Annotated in this window: 15 protein-coding genes; 13 read left to right on the forward strand and 2 right to left on the reverse strand. The window is 62.6% G+C overall.

Annotated features, from left to right (window positions below; genetic code table 11):
- Window positions 1-59: 59 nt before the first annotated feature.
- From V1293_RS34240 to V1293_RS34250, 3 genes are read left to right on the forward strand one after another with little or no spacing between them, the layout of a single operon-like run.
- Window positions 60-941, forward strand: a complete 882-nt coding sequence (locus V1293_RS34240; protein ID WP_334516010.1) for an FAD binding domain-containing protein — start codon at window positions 60-62, stop codon at window positions 939-941.
- Entirely contained in the window at window positions 938-1,423 is a 486-nt protein-coding gene (locus tag V1293_RS34245) for a (2Fe-2S)-binding protein (protein ID WP_334516012.1), read from the forward strand. Before V1293_RS34240 ends, V1293_RS34245 begins: the two co-directional genes overlap by 4 nt.
- The gene (locus V1293_RS34250) at window positions 1,420-3,831 is read left to right on the forward strand and encodes a xanthine dehydrogenase family protein molybdopterin-binding subunit (RefSeq protein ID WP_334516014.1); all 2,412 of its coding nucleotides are present in this window, start codon (window positions 1,420-1,422) and stop codon (window positions 3,829-3,831) included. The genes V1293_RS34245 and V1293_RS34250 overlap by 4 nt, the downstream gene beginning before the upstream one ends.
- An 11-nt stretch (window positions 3,832-3,842) precedes the next feature.
- On the opposite strand, the gene V1293_RS34255 is transcribed toward V1293_RS34250, so the two are convergent.
- Window positions 3,843-4,997: a zinc-dependent alcohol dehydrogenase gene (locus tag V1293_RS34255; protein WP_334516016.1), complete on the reverse strand. Its 1,155-nt coding sequence runs from the start codon at window positions 4,995-4,997 to the stop codon at window positions 3,843-3,845.
- A gap of 186 nt (window positions 4,998-5,183) precedes the next feature.
- Between V1293_RS34255 and V1293_RS34260 the strand changes: the two genes are divergently transcribed.
- From V1293_RS34260 to V1293_RS34285, 6 genes are all read left to right on the forward strand, one after another.
- Window positions 5,184-6,191, forward strand: a complete 1,008-nt coding sequence (locus tag V1293_RS34260) for an ABC transporter substrate-binding protein (RefSeq protein ID WP_334516017.1) — start codon at window positions 5,184-5,186, stop codon at window positions 6,189-6,191.
- A 37-nt stretch (window positions 6,192-6,228) separates the two neighbouring features.
- A complete protein-coding gene (locus V1293_RS34265) occupies window positions 6,229-7,044 on the forward strand; it encodes an ABC transporter permease (RefSeq protein WP_334516018.1) in 816 nt (271 codons plus the stop codon).
- A 4-nt stretch (window positions 7,045-7,048) separates the two neighbouring features.
- Window positions 7,049-7,834, forward strand: a complete 786-nt coding sequence (locus V1293_RS34270) for an ABC transporter permease (RefSeq protein WP_334516019.1) — start codon at window positions 7,049-7,051, stop codon at window positions 7,832-7,834.
- Window positions 7,831-8,892, forward strand: a complete 1,062-nt coding sequence (locus tag V1293_RS34275; RefSeq protein WP_334516020.1) for an ABC transporter ATP-binding protein — start codon at window positions 7,831-7,833, stop codon at window positions 8,890-8,892. The genes V1293_RS34270 and V1293_RS34275 overlap by 4 nt, the downstream gene beginning before the upstream one ends.
- A gap of 8 nt (window positions 8,893-8,900) precedes the next feature.
- The gene (locus tag V1293_RS34280) at window positions 8,901-9,740 is read left to right on the forward strand and encodes a phosphodiesterase (RefSeq protein ID WP_334516021.1); all 840 of its coding nucleotides are present in this window, start codon (window positions 8,901-8,903) and stop codon (window positions 9,738-9,740) included.
- Window positions 9,741-9,883: 143 nt separating this feature from the next.
- Window positions 9,884-10,852: a Bug family tripartite tricarboxylate transporter substrate binding protein gene (locus tag V1293_RS34285; protein WP_334516023.1), complete on the forward strand. Its 969-nt coding sequence runs from the start codon at window positions 9,884-9,886 to the stop codon at window positions 10,850-10,852.
- A gap of 546 nt (window positions 10,853-11,398) precedes the next feature.
- On the opposite strand, the gene V1293_RS34290 is transcribed toward V1293_RS34285, so the two are convergent.
- Entirely contained in the window at window positions 11,399-12,793 is a 1,395-nt protein-coding gene (locus tag V1293_RS34290; protein ID WP_334516025.1) for a nucleobase:cation symporter-2 family protein, read from the reverse strand.
- Window positions 12,794-12,961: 168 nt separating this feature from the next.
- Here V1293_RS34290 and pucL point away from each other — a divergent pair, with 168 nt between their 5' ends.
- From pucL to V1293_RS34310, 4 genes are all read left to right on the forward strand, one after another.
- The gene (gene pucL, locus V1293_RS34295) at window positions 12,962-13,804 is read left to right on the forward strand and encodes a factor-independent urate hydroxylase (RefSeq protein WP_334516027.1); all 843 of its coding nucleotides are present in this window, start codon (window positions 12,962-12,964) and stop codon (window positions 13,802-13,804) included.
- Between the two features lie 55 nt (window positions 13,805-13,859).
- On the forward strand, window positions 13,860-15,137 hold the full coding sequence (locus V1293_RS34300) for an allantoate amidohydrolase (protein ID WP_334516029.1): 1,278 nt from the start codon (window positions 13,860-13,862) through the stop codon (window positions 15,135-15,137).
- A 175-nt stretch (window positions 15,138-15,312) separates the two neighbouring features.
- Complete coding sequence (locus V1293_RS34305; protein ID WP_334516031.1) at window positions 15,313-16,017, forward strand: cysteine hydrolase family protein; 705 nt, start codon at window positions 15,313-15,315, stop codon at window positions 16,015-16,017.
- Between the two features lie 2 nt (window positions 16,018-16,019).
- A complete protein-coding gene (locus V1293_RS34310; RefSeq protein ID WP_334516032.1) occupies window positions 16,020-17,678 on the forward strand; it encodes a regulator in 1,659 nt (552 codons plus the stop codon).
- The last annotated feature ends 2 nt before the right edge of the window (window positions 17,679-17,680 follow it).

The following is a 17,680-nucleotide window of genomic DNA, read 5'->3' on the forward strand; positions in this document are numbered from 1 at the left end:
TTCCCAGCCGTCTAATCCCGCAAAAATGCCCATAGTTGGCCGGGGAGGTCACGCAAAAAATGAAAGCCTCGGCTTTCACTTACGCCCGCGCAACCAGCGTCGCAAATGCGCTGGAATTGCTGACCGCGCATGGCGAGAAGGCTAAGGTGTTGTCGGGCGGCCAGAGCCTGCTGCCGGCGATGAATCTGCGCTTGGTCGCGCCCGAGCTCATTGTCGATATCGGCGAATTGGCCGAGTTGCGCGGGATTGTGGTGAAGGGAGGCATCATCACCATCGGTGCGCTGACACGCCACGCTGATCTCTTGAAATCTCCGGAAATAGCGGCCCATGCCCCTTTGCTGACGGATGCGGTCGCCCATGTCGGGCATCCTGCGATCCGCAACCGCGGCACCATCGGAGGAAGCCTTGCGCACGCAGACCCAGCCTCTGAACTGCCGGCCTGTATGCTGACGCTTGGCGCTACCATCATTGCTCGCGGGCCAAGCGGCGAGCGGCGGATTGCGGCAGGCGAGTTTTTCGTCGGGATCTACGAAACTGCGCTCGAGCCGCAGGAACTGCTGGTCGCCGTTGAGTTGCCGGTGAGTCCAAGAAACTCGACGCATTTCTTTCAAGAGTTCACCCGTCGACATGGTGACTATGCGATCGTCGGCCTCGCAGCACAGGCCTTCGTCGAGGATAGGCAGTTTGCTGATCTTCGCCTTGGTTTCTTTGCCGTCGGCGATCGCCCGTTGCTAGCCAGGTCTGCCGGCAAACTGGTCGGTGTCGTCATCACTCCTGCAGCGTTGTACGAGGCGTCTTGTGCATTGGATGATGAGCTCGACCCTCTGGAGGACCAGCAGGCGACACCCGCCATGCGTCGGCTTCTGGCGAGGGTTCTGTTGGCGCGCTGCGTATCCTCGCTGCTTGATCGCCCCGATCTCCGTGCGGGAGCATCGGCGTGACGACTGCGGTTGCAATTTCGTTTGTTGTCAATGGCGAGCCTGTTGAAGCGAACGTGCTGCCGCGCCTGAACTTGGCGGATTTTCTTCGCGAGCATCTCAAGCTGACCGGCACGCATGTCGGTTGCGAGCACGGGGTGTGCGGTGCATGCACGGTCCGCGTCAATGGCGATATCGTCCGTTCCTGCCTGCTGCTTGCGGTGCAGACGCACAACGCGACGGTTGAAACGATCGAGGGGCTCTCCGACAGCGGCGAGATTACCGATTTGCAGTCTGCATTCCGGGAACGTAACGCACTGCAATGCGGCTTCTGTACGCCGGGAATGCTGATGGCGGCGCAGGATCTGCTGAAGCAATCGCCGTCGCCGGATCGAGAACAGATTCGCGAGCATCTTTCCGGCAACTATTGCCGCTGTACCGGCTACCAGGCCATCGTCGACGCCATCGAGACCACAGCGCGGGCGCGCGTCGGACGCTTGCCATGACGTCAGCGCCGGAAAATCCTGAAACGCTTTCCGCGCTGGACCGTCCGAATTCCTATATCGGCAAGACAGTGCCGCGGCCGAACCTCGATAGGCTGATGCAGGGGCGCGCACTCTATGTCAGCGACATTGAGCTGCCGCGCATGGCGCATGTCGTGTTCCTGCGCTCGCCGCACGCGCATGCGAAGATCAATGGCATCGACGCCTCAGTGGCCAAACGGATGCCGGGCGTGATCGCCGTCGTCTCAGGCAACGAACTCTCGACCGTCATAACACCGTGGGTCGGCGTACTCTCGCATTTGAAGGGCCTTAAATCCGCCCCGCAAAGCGCCATCGCGGTTGATCGCGTGTGCTGGCAGGGCGAAGCGGTCGCGGCCGTGGTGGCGAGCAGTCGCGCTCAGGCCGAGGACGCCGCGGAGCTTGTCTCGGTCGATTACGAGGAACTCGAGGCCGTAACGGATATGCGCGCCGCGCTCGATCCGGCGACGCCTGTGATCCACGCCTCGCTCGGCGATAACCTGGCTTTTGAGCGCAATCACGATGCGGGCGCCGTCGATCAGGCTTTTGCCGAATCCGACGAGGTGGTGGAGGCAGAGTTTGTTTTCGGGCGGCACACCGGCGTGACGCTGGAACCACGCGCGGTGGTGGCAGACTGGAATGCCGCGGAAGCGAGGCTGACAATCTATCAAGGCACGCAGGCGCCGCATATGGTGCAGAACATTGCGGCGCTCCATCTCGGCTTGAAGGAGTCGCAGGTTCGCGTGGTCTGCAAGGACGTCGGCGGCTCCTTCGGCATCAAGGTTCACATCTATGCCGACGAGATGGCGACTTACGCGCTGTCCAAGCTGCTGCGGCGTCCGGTCAAATTCGTCGCCGACCGGGTCGAGAGCTTCAACACCGACATTCATGCCCGCGACCATCGCTGCAAGGGAAAGATCGGCGTCAAGCGCGACGGCACCATCACGGCATTCGAGATCGACGATCTTACGGGTATCGGGCCCTATTCAATGTACCCGCGCACCAGCGCAATCGAGGCCAATCAGGTCGTCAATCTCGTCGGCGGTCCCTATGTGACCAGGAACTATCGTGCCCGGGCCCGCGTCGTGTTCCAGAACAAGAACGTGATGTGCCAGTACCGCGCCGTTGGCCATCCGATCGCCTGCTCGGTGACGGAAGGCCTGGTCGATCTCGCGGCCATGAAGATCGGCATGGATCCGATCGAGATCCGCCGCCGCAATCTGATTGCCGACGACGCTTATCCCTGCGCCTCGCCGTCAGGTTTGCGCTTCGAGCAACTGTCGCACCATGCAGCGCTCGCCAAGCTCGTCAAAATGATGGACTACGAGGCGTTGCGCGCCGAGCAGACCGCCCTGCGGGCGAAGAACATCCATCGTGGGATCGGCATCGCCAGCTTCATCGAGGTTACCAACCCCAGTGCGGCGTTTTATGGCGTCGGCGGTGCGAAGATATCCTCGCAGGATGGCGTCGCGGTGCGGCTCGACGCGCAGGGGTCAGTGATCTGCCAAACAAGTATCACCGAGCAGGGACAGGGATCGGAATCGCTTACCGCACAGATCGTCGGAAGCGTGCTTGGCGTCTCGATGGATCGCGTCCGCGTAATCCTGGGCGATACCGACAATACGCCGTATGGCGGAGGCACCTGGGCCTCGCGCGGCGCTGGTATCGGTGGGGAGGCCGCGCTTCAAGCCACCAAGGTACTGCGCAAGAACATCCTCGACGTAGCGGCCGCCGTCCTACAATCGACGCCAGGGGAACTCGACATTGCCAACAATGGCGTTGTGAATGCCGTGGATGGTACGCCGCGGATCGATTTGAGCGAACTCGCACGCATTGTCTATTTTCGTCCCGATACGCTGCCGCCCGGCATTCAGCCGGAGTTTATGGCTACCAGGCACTTTGTCCCGCGCGAATACCCCTTCGCCTTCACCAATGGCGTTCAGGCCTCTTGGCTGGAGGTCGATGTCGATACGGGCTTTGTGAAGCTGCTGAAGCATTGGGTGGTCGAGGATTGCGGCACCATCATCAACCCGCAACTGGTCGATGAGCAGATCAGGGGAGGCGTGGTGCAGGGCCTTGGCGCCGCGCTGTTCGAGAAATGCGTGTATGACGAACGCGGCCAGCTCACCAACGCCAATATGGCCGACTATCTGGTTCCGATGTCCGGTGAAATGCCTGACATCGATGTCGGGCATGTGGTTTCACCGACCTTGGAATCGGAACTGGGGGCAAAAGGCGCAGGGGAGGCCGGCACAGCGGGTGCGGCGGCGGCCGTAACCAATGCGGTCAACGACGCGCTGCGACCGTTTGGGACAATCATCACGGAGATTCCGCTGACGCCTCAGGTTATCCTGACTGCCTTGGGACGAATCCAGGACGAAGAAGGGCGGTGACTGCGTTCGCGCTATTCGGCTGCCGCGTTCGCGATCGTACCCGTCTGCCGGTTGGTCACAACCACCTTGATCGCATCGTCGACGCGCTCGCGGGCATAGCGCAGCGCAGTCGGCAAATCGGCCAGCGGAAATGTGTGGGTGTGGATCTTAGTCGCATCGAAACGTTTTTCCGCCATCAGCGCCATGGCACGGCGGGTGGCGCTGCGGCCTTCGCCACGAATACCGTAGGCATAGATATTGTTCTTCACGAGATGCGCGAGATCCATCGTGACTGGATCGTGCGGAAACGCAGCGAGGCAGATTTTCCCGCCGCGATTGGTCATGTGAATGGCTTGATTGATCGTTGCTTCGGTGCCGGCGCACTCGACCACATAGTCGGCGCCGATACCGCCGGTGAGTTGTCTGACGACCTCAACCGCGTCCTCGTCGTTGATATTGACGACACGATCGGCGCCGAGCTCCCGGCCGATCGCCAGCCTTCCGTTGCGTGTTCCCGTAAGGATGACCGGGCTGGCGCCGAGCGCCTTGGCAACAGCCACCGCGAGCAGTCCGATCGGCCCCGGGCCGATCACCACGACGCTCTCGCCGGCAACCAACCCTCCCAACTCCGTCAACCCATACATCGAGGTACCCGCGGTGACGACCAGCGTCGCCTCGGCGTCGCTCATGGTGTCGGGCACACGCGCCAGCGTGTTGATATGATTGACGGCGTATTCGGCAAAGCCGCCGTCTGTCGTGAAGCCGTTCGCGCGATGGCCCTTCTCCGGCTTCCCGTAGTTCAGACATGACGTATACATGCCCTGGCGGCAGCGCTTGCACTGGCCACAGCCGGCATGGATCTCCACGCTGATCCGCTCTCCGATCTTGAATTCGTCGACGTCGGGCCCGAGCGCGGCGACCGTGCCCATGTACTCGTGGCCCGGCGTGAAATTCTTGTTGAAGGGCAGACCGCCTTCAATGCTGGCCGGCGATCCCGAATGAATGATTTCGAGATCGGTGGCGCAGATCGCAACGGCATCGATCCGGATCAGAACTTCGGCGCGCGAAGGAACGGGCACAGGTTTTTCAAGCAGCACGAGCTGGTCCGGGTCACCCAGCACCCAAGCCTTCATCCGGTCGGGGATCGGAAGTGCGGGCGATGTCTTCACGCCTGGAGGTTGGTACATGAGTCTCTCCTCTAGCGCCGGATGCTACCGGAAATCGCCGGCCAGCGAAATTGCCGGATGCCGCTAGCGTTGTGCAGGTTTGCTGCACAGCAAAAACGCCTTGTCGCAAAAACTTCATACGCGGCCTATACTTGCACACCGGTCGGTGATGAGATCGTCAATTGCCGCCCGAAACCGGAGTGACCCATGAAGATCGTCCGTTTTGTACCTGCCTTGCTCGCGCTTTCGCTGGTCGCGCCCTGGCAATCCGCCAAAGCGGCCGACGTCATCTGCTACAATTGCCCGCCCGAGTGGGCGGACTGGGCCTCGATGCTGAAAGCCATCAAAGCCGATCTCAACTACGACATCCCGCACGACAACAAGAATTCCGGCCAGGCGCTCGCTCAGATCCTCGCCGAGAAAAACAATCCTGTCGGCGATATCGGTTATTTCGGTGTCACCTTCGGCATGAAGGCCAAGGCGCAGGATGCGCTCGAGCCTTACAAGCCGGCGAAATGGGACCAGGTCCCCGCCGGCCTGAAGGATGCCGACGGCTACTGGACCACCATTCATTCCGGCACGCTTGGCCTGTTCGTGAACAAGGACGCGCTCGGTGGCAAGCCGGTGCCGGCCTGCTGGAAGGACCTCCTGAAGCCCGAATACAAGGGTATGGTCGGTTATCTCGATCCGTCGTCGGCCGCGGTCGGGTATGTCGGCGCGGTCGCGATCAACCTGGCGCTCGGCGGCTCCGAGGTGAATTTCGATCCCGCGATCAATTTCTTCAAGGACCTGCGGAAGAATGATCCGATCGTTCCCAAGCAGACGTCCTACGCCCGGGTTGTCTCCGGCGAGATGCCGATCCTGTTCGACTATGATTTCAATGCCTATCGCGCGAAGTATTCGGAAAAGGGCAGTTTTGAATTCGTGATCCCCTGCGAGGGATCGGTGGTGTTTCCCTACGTCGTCGGCCTCGTCAAGAACGCGCCCGACAAGGACAAGGCCAAGAATGTGCTGGATTATCTCTTGTCCGACAAGGGGCAGGCGATCTGGACCAACGCCTATCTCCGCCCGGCGCGGCCGATCGAATTGCCCGAAGCGGTGAAGAAGAAGTTCCTGCCTGACAGCGACTATGCGCGCGCGAAGAACGTCGACTGGGGCCGGATGGAAAACATGCAAAAAGGCTTTGTCGACCGCTATCTCGCCGAGGTCCGCTGAGGCAGTATGGCGCCTCTCGCCGGGGCGCTATCTTCTGATGTCACATAGGTCCTTTGTCTGGTTCTGCCTGCTGCCGCTTGCGGTGGTGACGGTGGCGTTCTTCCTGCTGCCGATGGCGCGGCTGGTCGTGACCGGGGCGGAAGGTCCGCAGGGGCTGGCGGGCTATCTCGCGATCCTGAGTGAGCCGCGCTACCGCGCGACCCTCATCAACACGGTCCTGCTCGCCGCCGCGACCACCGTCGTGACTCTTATCGTAGCGACGGTTGCGGGGATGTTCCTGCAGCGGCATCGTTTCCCGGGTCGCGCCGTTCTGATTGCGATGCTGACCTTTCCGCTGGCGTTTCCTGGCGTGGTGGTCGGCTTCATGATCATTCTTCTTGCCGGGCGCCAGGGCCTGATCGGTGATTTTTCCAACCGCCTGTTTGGCGAGAAGCTGGTCTTCGCCTATTCGATCTACGGCCTCTTTCTCGGCTATCTCTATTTCTCTATTCCGCGCGTCATTCTCACCATCATGGCCGCGGTGCAGAAACTCGATATCGGCCTGGAAGAAGCCGCGCGTTCGCTCGGCGCGGGCCCGTGGGCTGTGCAGCGCGACGTCGTTCTACCGGCGCTGGCGCCGGCCTTCGTTGCTTCCGGCGCGATTGCCTTTGCGACCGCGATGGGGGCGTTCGGTACGGCGTTTACGCTGGCGACGAACATCGATGTATTGCCGATGCTGATCTATACCGAATTCACGCTGGCTGCGAACTTCTCGATCTCGGCCGCGCTGTCGGTCGGGCTTGGCATCATCACCTGGTTCATTCTTGCGCTTGCCCGCTCGTTCAGCGGAAACGCCGTTGCGGCGGCTGGATGAGACCATGCGTGATCGCCTGATCTTCACCGGTCAACTCATTTTCACACTGCTGGTCGCCGCGTTCTTGGTTGTGCCGGCGATCCTGTCGATTTCCGCTGGCGTCACGGTGAACTATTTTCGCGGCATCCAGTCCGGCGTGACCCTGCAATGGGTCGTGCAGGTATGGGAACTCTATGCCGGCACCATCCTGCTGTCATTCGTGGTCGCATTTGCGACGCTTGCGGTAACGCTCGCCGCGGGCGTTCCAGCCGCCTATGCCTTGCACGTGCGGGGAGGGCGCCTGTCGCGGATCGTCGAGGAGATCATCACCCTGCCATTGGCGATTCCTGGCCTGGCCATCGCGCTGGCACTGCTCTTGACCTATGGAGGTTTCGGCGATTTTCGCCGCTCCTGGTTATTCATTCTCGCAGGCCATGTCATCTTCACCATGCCATTCATGGTGCGATCGGTCATGGCCGTGTTCGCGACCGTCGACATCAAGACGCTGGACGAGGGCGCGGCGTCGCTCGGCGCATCGCCGTGGCGGCGTTTCCGCGACGTGATCGTGCCCAACGCCGTGCCGGGGATATTGGCGGGCAGCCTGATGGTGGTGACGTTGTCGCTCGGTGAATTCAACCTGACCTGGATGCTCCACACGCCGTTGACCAAGACGCTGCCGATCGGGCTCGCCGACAGCTATGCTTCGATGCGGCTGGAAGTGGCGTCGGCCTATACGCTGATCTTCTTCGTGATGATCATCCCGCTGCTGGTCGCCATGCAATTGTTTGCCGAGAAGGAACAGAAGAGATGAGTACGCAGGCCGGACACGGCGCCTCGGTGCATATCGAGGCCTGCGGCAAGACGTTTACCGACGGAACGCGCGCGCTCGAAGCTGCAACGCTTGACATCGCCCGTGGTGAAACTCTGGTGCTGCTCGGCCCCTCCGGCTGCGGCAAAACCACCATGCTGCGCATCATCGCCGGGCTCGAAGTGCCCGATGCCGGCGGCAGGGTGCTATTCGACGGCAAGGACATGACGGCGGTGCCGATCGAGCGGCGCAACGTCGGCATGGTGTTCCAATCCTACGCGCTTTTCCCCAACATGACCGTATCGGACAATATCGGTTATGGTCTGAAGATCCGCGGGATACCGGCCAGGGAGCGGGCGGCACGCGTCGCCGAACTGGTGGCGCTGACCAATATCTCCGGACTTGAGAATCGCCGAATCGACCAGCTTTCCGGCGGGCAGCGTCAGCGCGTCGCACTAGCGCGCGCGGTCGCGATCCGGCCGGGCATCCTGTTGCTCGACGAGCCGTTGACGGCGCTCGACGCCGCGTTGCGCGACCGGCTGCGCGGCGAACTAAATCGCCTGCTGCGCGCGCTGGGTATCACCACGATTTATGTGACCCACGATCAGTCCGAGGCTATGGAACTCGGCGATCGCGTCGTCGTCATGCAGAAGGGAGCGATTGCCCAGATCGGCACGCCGCGCGAGATCTACTTCACGCCGCGAAGCCGCTTCGTTGCCGAATTCATTGGCGCTGCGAATATTGTCGACGCGGCGATCGAGGGCGGGCATCTCGTGTTGCCGGGCGGACGGCAGCCGATTCGCTGCGATGGGGACATGCCGGCGGCGGTCGCGATGATCCGCCCCGAAACCATCCGCGTGACATCAGCCGGAAGCGCGTCGCTTTCGGGTGTCATCGACAGCGTTAGCTTCATTGGCGACAGGCAACGGCTGGTCGTCAGTGGCGCGTCCAACAGGTTGCTCACCGTCGACGCGCCGAATACGGTTCAAGTCAGGCCCGGCGAACGGATCGGATTGTCGATTTCGCCGGACGCCGTCCGTCTGTTGCCGCCTGAAAACTGAGAAGGCCGATGTCGCCGAAACCGGTTCATATTGCGCAGATTTCCGACCTGCATATCAAGCCACCGGGATCGCTGGCCTATGGCCGGGTCGATACTGCCAAGGCGCTCGAACGTTGTGTCGCGGCACTGAACGAATTCGATCCGGCGCCCGATTTTGTGGTGATCTCCGGAGATCTGGCGGACACGCCGACGGCGGAGGAGTATCAATATCTCAAGCGGTTGCTGGCGCCGCTTAAGCGTCCGTTCGCCGGCATTCCCGGCAATCACGACTCGCGCGAGTTGATGCGTGCCGCGTTTCCTTCCGCCAACTATGCCTTCGTATCCGGGCCGCTCAACCAGAAGATCGAGGTCGCCGGCCTCGACCTGCTGTTGCTGGATTCAAGCGTGCATCGAAAGCCGCACGGCGAACTCGACGGGCCTACGCTGCAATGGCTTGACGGGATGCTGGCTTCGTCCCCCGATCGGCCGGCGCTGCTGTTTCTGCACCATCCGCCGTTCAAGGCGGGCATTTGGCACATGGATCGCCAGAATCTCCTCAACGCGGCCGATCTCGCACCCATCGTGCGCCATTATCCCCGCGTGCAGTTGATCGCAACCGGGCATGTTCATCGCGCGACACTGACCATGTTTGCAGGCGTGCCGACCACGATCTGCCCGGCCCCGAACCATGCCGTCGATCTCGATCTGGCCGAACTGCGCGAACCCTCCTTCAAGGTCGAGCCGCCGGCTTTCCATCTCCATAGCTGGTTTCCGGGGGAGGGATTCGGCACCGTCGTGACCCATCAAGTCCCCATAGGTACCTTCGACGGGCCGCATCCGTTTTTTGGACCGGACGGCAAGCTCCTTTAGTCACCGCTCGCCCGTCGGTCGGCATGTGCTGGCCGGGAGCAGTCCGCTTTCCGGACCGATTGCAAAGCGGAGAGTTCGAGCGCAATCTTTCCTCAAGAGAGGCGGCTGCGATTGCGCAAGCCTGCCCGATCTGGGGGAAATGAATGCGTCTGGTCCATTTGCTGATTCCGGTGCTCGCGCTGTTCTCAAGCCACCAAGCGATTGCCCAGGGGAGTTATCCCGACCGGCCGATCAAGATGATCGTGCCGCTGGCTGCGGCAAGCGCGGTCGATGTCGCCGCGCGGATCGTGACCCAGAAGATGGCTGACAATATGAGGCAGCAAATCGTGATCCTGAACCAGCCGGGCGCGTCAGGGCTGATCGGGGCGGAGGCCGTCGCCCGCGCCGAACCGGACGGCTACACGATCGGCGGGTTTAACGACAGCATCATGACGATGGTGCCGAACCTCCAGTCGAGGATGCGCTGGGACATCCTGAAGGATTTCGAGCCGGTGTCGCTGGTTGCGACGGTGGAGTGGGGGCTGATTGCCAACAATCAGGCCAGCTTCAAGAGCGCTGCAGACCTGATCGCGGCGGCGAAGGCGGCACCGGGCAAGATCGATTATGGCTCGGGCGGGCCGGGAAGCCCGCAGCATCTGGCGATGGCGATGTTCGCGTCGGCTGCCGGCATATCGCTGACGCACGTGCCCTACAAGGGCGCCACCCAGGCCGCAACCGACATTGCAGCCGGCCAGATTCCGGTCGGTTTCCAGGGCCTGGGCACGGTCGCGACGCTCGTGCGCGGCGGTCAACTCCGGCTGATCGGGGTGACCACCGAGAAGAGATTGTCGCAATTCCCTGACGTGCCGACCGTCTCGGAATCCGGTCTGCCCGGCTTCTTCTTCAACTCATGGTTCGCGATTCTCGCCCCCGCCGGTACTCCGAAGGACATCATTGCCCGCCTGAACGCCGAGGTGCTGAAGGCCGTCGGCGATCCCGACGTGCGTCGCAAGCTTGAAGAGCTGGGTTTCGCGGTGCGCGGCAGCTCGGCCGAGGCGTTGCGCGCCATGACGCGCGATCAACTCGCCAAGTATGAGCGCGTGATCAGGGAAACGGGAATCGGCAAGGAATAGCCGGCGGGCGGATGGCGCCACGGACGCCAGCGGCTGGCAGCCTGTCTCGCAATCAATAGCAGGCATAACGGCGGCTGCCGCGGCCGACATAATAGTCAGCGCCCATCGCACAGGGACTAACCCGCCACGCGTAAGCTCCGCGGATCTGAGGTGGTGCTATGCGGGGCATGGCTAGGCTGTCCGGCATCCCCTAGTTGCATGGCTATCTGTTACGAGAATCGCAGTTGTGTTTGAATCAATTGCCTTCCGATCCTTCCCAGCCTGAAATCCGGCGCCCCCGTACCCGACGCGCGTGGCCGCATCGCCGGCGAGCGCACCGTTCTCTGTTCCGACCTGCAGCGTTCGACCGATCTGATTTCGGAGCTCGGTCCCGGAAGAAGCGATTTCCCGGCTCGAGCCGGCCTTGATCGCCATGCGCACGGCAGTTCGTCGCAGCCGCGGGCACGTCAGCAAAGGAAGGCGGCGACGGATTGATTTCAAGCCGATGCCGCCGATCGATGGTGGGCACGGCGCAAGAGCGCCTTTGCCCACCCTGCGGCTCCCAACCTAATGCGTCGCCGATGCCGCGGCCGCAACGGCGTCCGCCTCCGCCGCTGCCTTGCTGCTTACGCCGTTGAAGAACGCATTCAGCGTCACCGCCACCAGCGCGCTGAGCAGGATGCCGGACTCCATGAGCGGGTGCAGGTCGTGCGGCAAGTTCTTGAAGAAGTTGGGTGAAACCAGCGGGATCATGCCGAAGCCAACTGATATCGCGACCACGAACAGATTGTAGCGGTTGTTCCTGAAATCGACTGAGGTCAGAATCCGCGCGCCGGTGGCCGCCACCATGCCGAACATCACGAGGCCGGCGCCGCCGAGCACCACCAGCGGCACGGCTTCGACCAGCGCCGCTATCTTGGGCGCCAGCCCGAGCAACAGCAAGATGCCGCCGCCGGCAACCGTGACCCAGCGCGAACGCACGCCGGTGACGCCGACAAGGCCGACGTTCTGCGAGAACGACGTGTAGGGAAAGGTATTGAACAGCCCGCCCAGCAAGGTGCCGAGGCCGTCGGCACGAAGGCCGCGGGTCAGCGCATCGCGGCTGACCGTCTTGCCGGTGATGTCGCCAAGCGCCAGGAACATTCCGAGCGATTCGATCATCACGACGATCATGACGATGCACATGGTGATGATCGGCACGAGCTGAAATTTCGGCAGCCCGAAATGCAGTGGCAACACGATCGCGACCCAGGGCGCCGCGGCGACCTTCTCGAAATGCATGACGCCGAGTACGGCCGCGAGGACCGCGCCGGCGACTATGCCGAGCAGAACCGCGACATTGGCGATGAAGCCTGCGCCCCATTTGATCAGGCCGAGGATTACCAGCAGCACGAACAGCGCAATGCCAAGGCCCTGCAACTGGCCGTAGCCCGGATTTGGGAAAGCGCCCGGCACGCCATCGACCATTTTGGTCAGGGTGGGCAGGCCGCCGCCGGCCCAGTTGATGCCGACCCGCATCAGGGAAATGCCGATGACAAGGATGATGGTCCCGGTGACAACGGGTGGAAACAGCGGCAGCAGCCGGCTGACGAAGGGGGCGACCAGGAGCGCGAAGAGCCCGGCGGCTATCACCGAGCCGTAGATGCCGAGCAGGCCGATGTCCGGTGCTGCAGCCATCGACAGCATCGGGCCTACGGAAGCAAACGTGACGCCCATCATCACCGGCAGCCGGATACCGACCCCCGGAAAGCCGATACATTGCACCAGCGTGGCAATACCGCAGGCAAACAGGTCCGCGCTGATCAGAAAGGCGACGTCTTCCGGCGGCAGCTTCAGCGCCCGCCCGATGATCAGCGGGACCGCGACCGCGCCGGCATACATCACAAGCACATGCTGCAGGCCGAGCGCCAGCAATCGCGGCGTCGGCAGGATCTGGTCGACTGGATGGACTTCGCCGCTCATGTTCGGACTCCCCCTGGATGCAGGCCATTGGGCCTGTTGAAACCAATACAAGGCTCGTGCCAGAAGCTCGTCCCCGGAGCCTTGCCCTGTGGCACGAAGGTTGCTCAATATTGAACCATAGCGGGCGGTCGTGATCCCCGCAAATTGCAGGTTGAAGGAGGTCTTCGGATGCCGCTGATCAGGAACAGATATGGGAAGGGCCGCGTCCGGGTCATGCGGATTCACCGGAACGGCGACCAGCACGAAGTCAGCCAGCTCAGCGTCAAGGCGATGATCGAGGGCGACTTTTCACGTGCCTATACGCATGCCGACAATTCCACCTCGGTGGCGACGGATACAATCAAGAACATCGTCAATGTCGTCGCCCGCGAGAACACAGGGCTGTGCACCGAGGAATTCTGCCAGGTGCTGGCGCAGAGATATCTCGACACCTATCCGCAGATCGCCTCGGTTGCGATTACCGCGCACGAGACGAAATGGAGCCGCCTTAGTTTTGGCGGCAAGCCGCATCCGCACAGCTTCGTGCTCGACAGCAACGGCAAGCCGTTCGTCGAAGCCGCCGTCACGCGCGGGGGACCAACGGCACTGACGTCCGGCATCGAAGGCTTTGCCTTCATGAAGTCGACGCAGTCCGGCTGGGAGAATTATCCCAGGGATCGCTATACCACGCTACCGGAGACCGCCGACCGGATGTGCGCCACCAGCATGGTGGCGTCCTGGAAATGGTCGGCGATGCCCTCGAATTATCCGGCGGCCAATGCGAAGATCCTCGACACCCTGCTCGAAGTATTCGGCACGACCTACAGCAAGAGCGTGCAGGACAGCCTGTACCGGATGGGCGAGGCGGCGCTGGCGGCCGTGCCCGAGATTTCGGAAATCAGCATGGCCTGCCCGAACATGCACTTCATCCCGATGAATCTCTCGGCGTTCGGGCTGGATAACAGCAACGATGTCTTTCTGCCGACCGACGAGCCCCACGGCCAGATTGAGTGCACGGTGGGAAGGGGCTAAAAGGCACGCCAAAACCTTAGGAAGCGCTGGTCGAAGCGCGCTTCACTGGAACAGCATGCGCGACACAGAGGTGGCCACCGGCGGGACGACACGGTCAGGGCTCGGCGATGAAATCGTAAGCCGGATCAATCAGCTCGGGACGATTTCCGAGACACCGGAGCATCTGGCGCGGATTTTCCTGTCGCCCGAACACCGCATCGCGGCCGACCTCATCCTGTCCTGGATGAGAGATGCCGGAATGGCCGCGCATCTCGACGCGATCGGCAATGTGTGCGGCCGCTATGAGGGCGAACGTCCGGGGTTGCCGTGCCTGATGCTGGGCTCGCATTACGACACGGTGCGCGACGCCGGCAAATGGGACGGGCCGCTCGGGATCATCACCGCGATTGCCTGCGTCGCCGATCTGAACCGGCGCGGCGTGCGGTTGCCCTTTGCGATCGAGATCGTCGGCTTCGCCGACGAGGAGGGCGTGCGGTTTTCCTCCACGCTGCTCGGCAGCCGGGCGGTCGCCGGCACTTTTGACGAAAGCGTGCTCAATGCGCGAGATGCGAACGGCCTCACCATGCGCGAGGCGATGGTGCAGTTCGGGCTCGATCCCGATCACATCGGCGCGGCGGCGCGGACGCGCCGCGAACTGCATGCCTATGTCGAACTCCACATCGAGCAGGGACCGGTGCTGGAGCAACAGAACCTTCCCGTCGGCGTGGTGACGGCAATATCAGGCGCCACGCGGCTGGCAGCGAACCTCTCCGGCATGGCCGGGCACGCCGGCACGGTACCGATGGCGATGCGGCGCGACGCGCTGGCCGGCGCCGCCGAATGCATCGTGGCGGTCGAGCAATTCTGCAAGGCCGATAGTGCCGGACTGGTAGGCACCGTCGGTGCCATCACTGCGCTTCCGGGTGCGACCAACGTCATTCCGGGACGGGTCTCGTTTACGCTGGATATTCGCGCGCCAACCGACGCCCACCGCAACCTCGCCGTCGCGGAGATTGTGCGGCGGATCGAGGCGATCGCGAAACGGCGTGAACTCTCGCTTCAGATCGACGTCACCCACGAAAACCGTACCGTGCCCTGCGCACCATGGCTGAAAGCGCAGGTCTCCGAAGCCGTTGCAGCCGAAAATTATCCCGCGTTCGAACTGCCGAGCGGGGCAGGGCATGACGGCATGGCCATGATCGATGTGGCCGACGTCGCCATGCTGTTCGTGCGCTGCCGCGGCGGCATCAGCCATAACCCGGCCGAGCATGTCGAACTCGCCGACGCCGACGCCGGCGCGCGCGTGCTGTTGCGATTCATCGAGAATTTTAAGCCACGACTGCCCAGTTCGTGAGCAGTTGCACGTCCGGCCAGCGCCTGAGTGAGAGCGGATTAGCGCAACATCAGCAGTCAACGAATTGAAACAACGATCGATTTCGTTCTCGCCGGCCGCCTGACGCCATTGTACACAATGGCACGACCTTTGCTTTACTTGCTCCGAGAGTTCTCTCGTTCGGGGCGCGTACGTCATGGCGAACTCAGCAAAGCTCAGAGCGGAGCCGGAGCCGATCGCGCTCGATTGGCCAGCGACTGCGCTTCTCATCATCGACATGCAGCGCGATTTCATGGAGCCGGGCGGTTTTGGCGAGACGCTCGGCAATGACGTCAGCCAGCTCGCGCGGGCGGTGAAGCCGATCGCAGCGATGCTGGCTGTGGCGCGCGCGGCCGGCATGCTGGTCGTGCACACCCGCGAAGGCCATCTGCCCGATCTCTCCGACGCGCCGCCGGCCAAGGTCGAACGCGGCGCGCCGTCTTTGCGCATCGGCGATCCCGGGCCGATGGGGCGTATTCTCATTCGCGGCGAGGCTGGCCACGACATCATTCCCGAATTGTATCCGCTCGACAGCGAGATCGTGATCGACAAGCCGGGGAAGGGCGCCTTCTACGCCACCGAGCTCGGCGACGTGCTGCAGCGCTACGGCATCGAGAATTTGCTGGTCTGCGGCGTCACCACCGAGGTCTGCGTCAACACCACGGTGCGCGAAGCCAATGACCGCGGCTATCGCTGCGTGGTGCTGGCTGATGGCTGCGCATCCTATTTTCCCGAATTTCACGAGATGGGCCTGAAGATGATCAAGGCCCAGGGCGGCATTTTTGGCTGGGTCTCCGACTCGGCCGCGGTGCTGGAGGCGCTTTCATTGGAGATTCCAAGAACGGCAGCGGCGGGGGTATAACGATGAGCACGAGCACGACGGGGGCATCAGGCACATCCACTTTCAAGCCGGCCTTGTGGACGCCGGGCGACTGGAACGCGCTGTTCGGCTTCGGCACCAACATCCTCGTCAACATGCTGGTACTGACCGGACTGTTGCGCTTCGTGCTGAAGATGCCTGACTCACTCGTGTTCGGCCGCATCCTGCCGTCGCTCGGCCTGATGATGTGCCTCTCCACCTTCTACTATGCGTATCTCGCTTACAAATTGGCGCAGAAGACCGGCCGCAGCGACGTCTGCGCGCTGCCGTCGGGCGTCAGCGTGCCGCACATGTTCATCGTCACCTTCGTGATCATGCTGCCGATCACGCTTAGGACCGGCGACCCCATCAAGGGCTGGTCGGCCGGCCTCGTCTGGGTATTCTTCCAGAGCTTTATTCTGATGATCGGCGGCTTCATCGCGCCATACATCAGAAAGATCACCCCACGCGCGGCGCTGCTCGGCACGCTCGCCGGTGTCTCCGTCACCTTCATTTCGATGCGCCCGGCGCTGGAAATGTACATGACGCCCCAGATCGGGCTGGTGTGTTTTGCCATCATCCTGGTGAGCTGGTTCGGCGGCGTGAAGTATTGGCGGGGCATGCCTGCCGGCCTCGTCGCCATTGCGGCCGGCATGATCATCGCGTGGGGATCGAACCTGTTCGGCCTCGGGCTGGGCGGCCTGAGCCTGAAGGGCGTCGCCGACGCCTTTGCCAATTTCGGCTTCTCGGTGCCGTTGCCGGCCTTCGGCGACGTTTTCTCCGGCTTTGAATTCCTCGGCATCATTCTCGTGACCGCGATCCCGTTCGGTATCTACGACCTCGTCGAGGCCATGGACAATGTCGAAAGCGCGGAAGCGGCCGGCGACGAATATCCGACCACGCGCGTGCTTACCGCCGACGGCGTCGTCAGCCTGATCGGCTGCCTGATGGGTAATCCCTTCATCAACGCGGTCTATATCGGCCATCCCGGCTGGAAGGCGATGGGCGGGCGGATCGGTTATTCGGCGGCGACCGGCATCATGGTGGTGCTGCTGTCGTGGTTCGGCATCATCTCGGTGTTGCTGGCGCTGGTGCCCGTCGTCGCGATCTCGCCGATCCTGCTTTATATCGGCATGCTGATCGGCGCGCAGGCGTTCCAGGCCACGCCAGTCAAGCACGCGCCCGCGATCGTGTTGGCTCTGACGCCGCATCTCGCGGCTTGGGCAAAATTGCAGATCGACACCATGCTTGCTTCAACAATGTCGGCCGCCCAGACGGTCGGCGGTCTCGCCGCCGACAAGGTCGATGCCGTCAAGACCGCAGCCATCGCCGCGCTGCCGCAGCAGGGCGTGCTCTATCACGGGCTCGAAGTAATGGGCGGCGGCTCGATCCTCGCCGGCCTTGTGCTGGGCGCGATCGGCGTGTTCGTGATCGAGCGCGACTTTCTCAAGGCCTCGGCCTTCGCGCTGGCCGGTGCCGTCATGACCTATTTCGGCTTCATGCACGGCGAAGCCGTCGGCATCGGCGGCGGCCTCGGCGTCACGCCGGGCGTGGCGCTGGCTTACCTGGTGATGGCGGGCGGCCTGTATGCCCTGTCGAGGACGAGTCCAAGCGCGAGCTACAGTTCGCATTCGGATATACCGATTGCGGCACCGGCAGAGTAGGA

The sequence above is a fragment of the Bradyrhizobium sp. AZCC 1693 genome, from assembly GCF_036924745.1.
Taxonomy (GTDB): domain Bacteria; phylum Pseudomonadota; class Alphaproteobacteria; order Rhizobiales; family Xanthobacteraceae; genus Bradyrhizobium.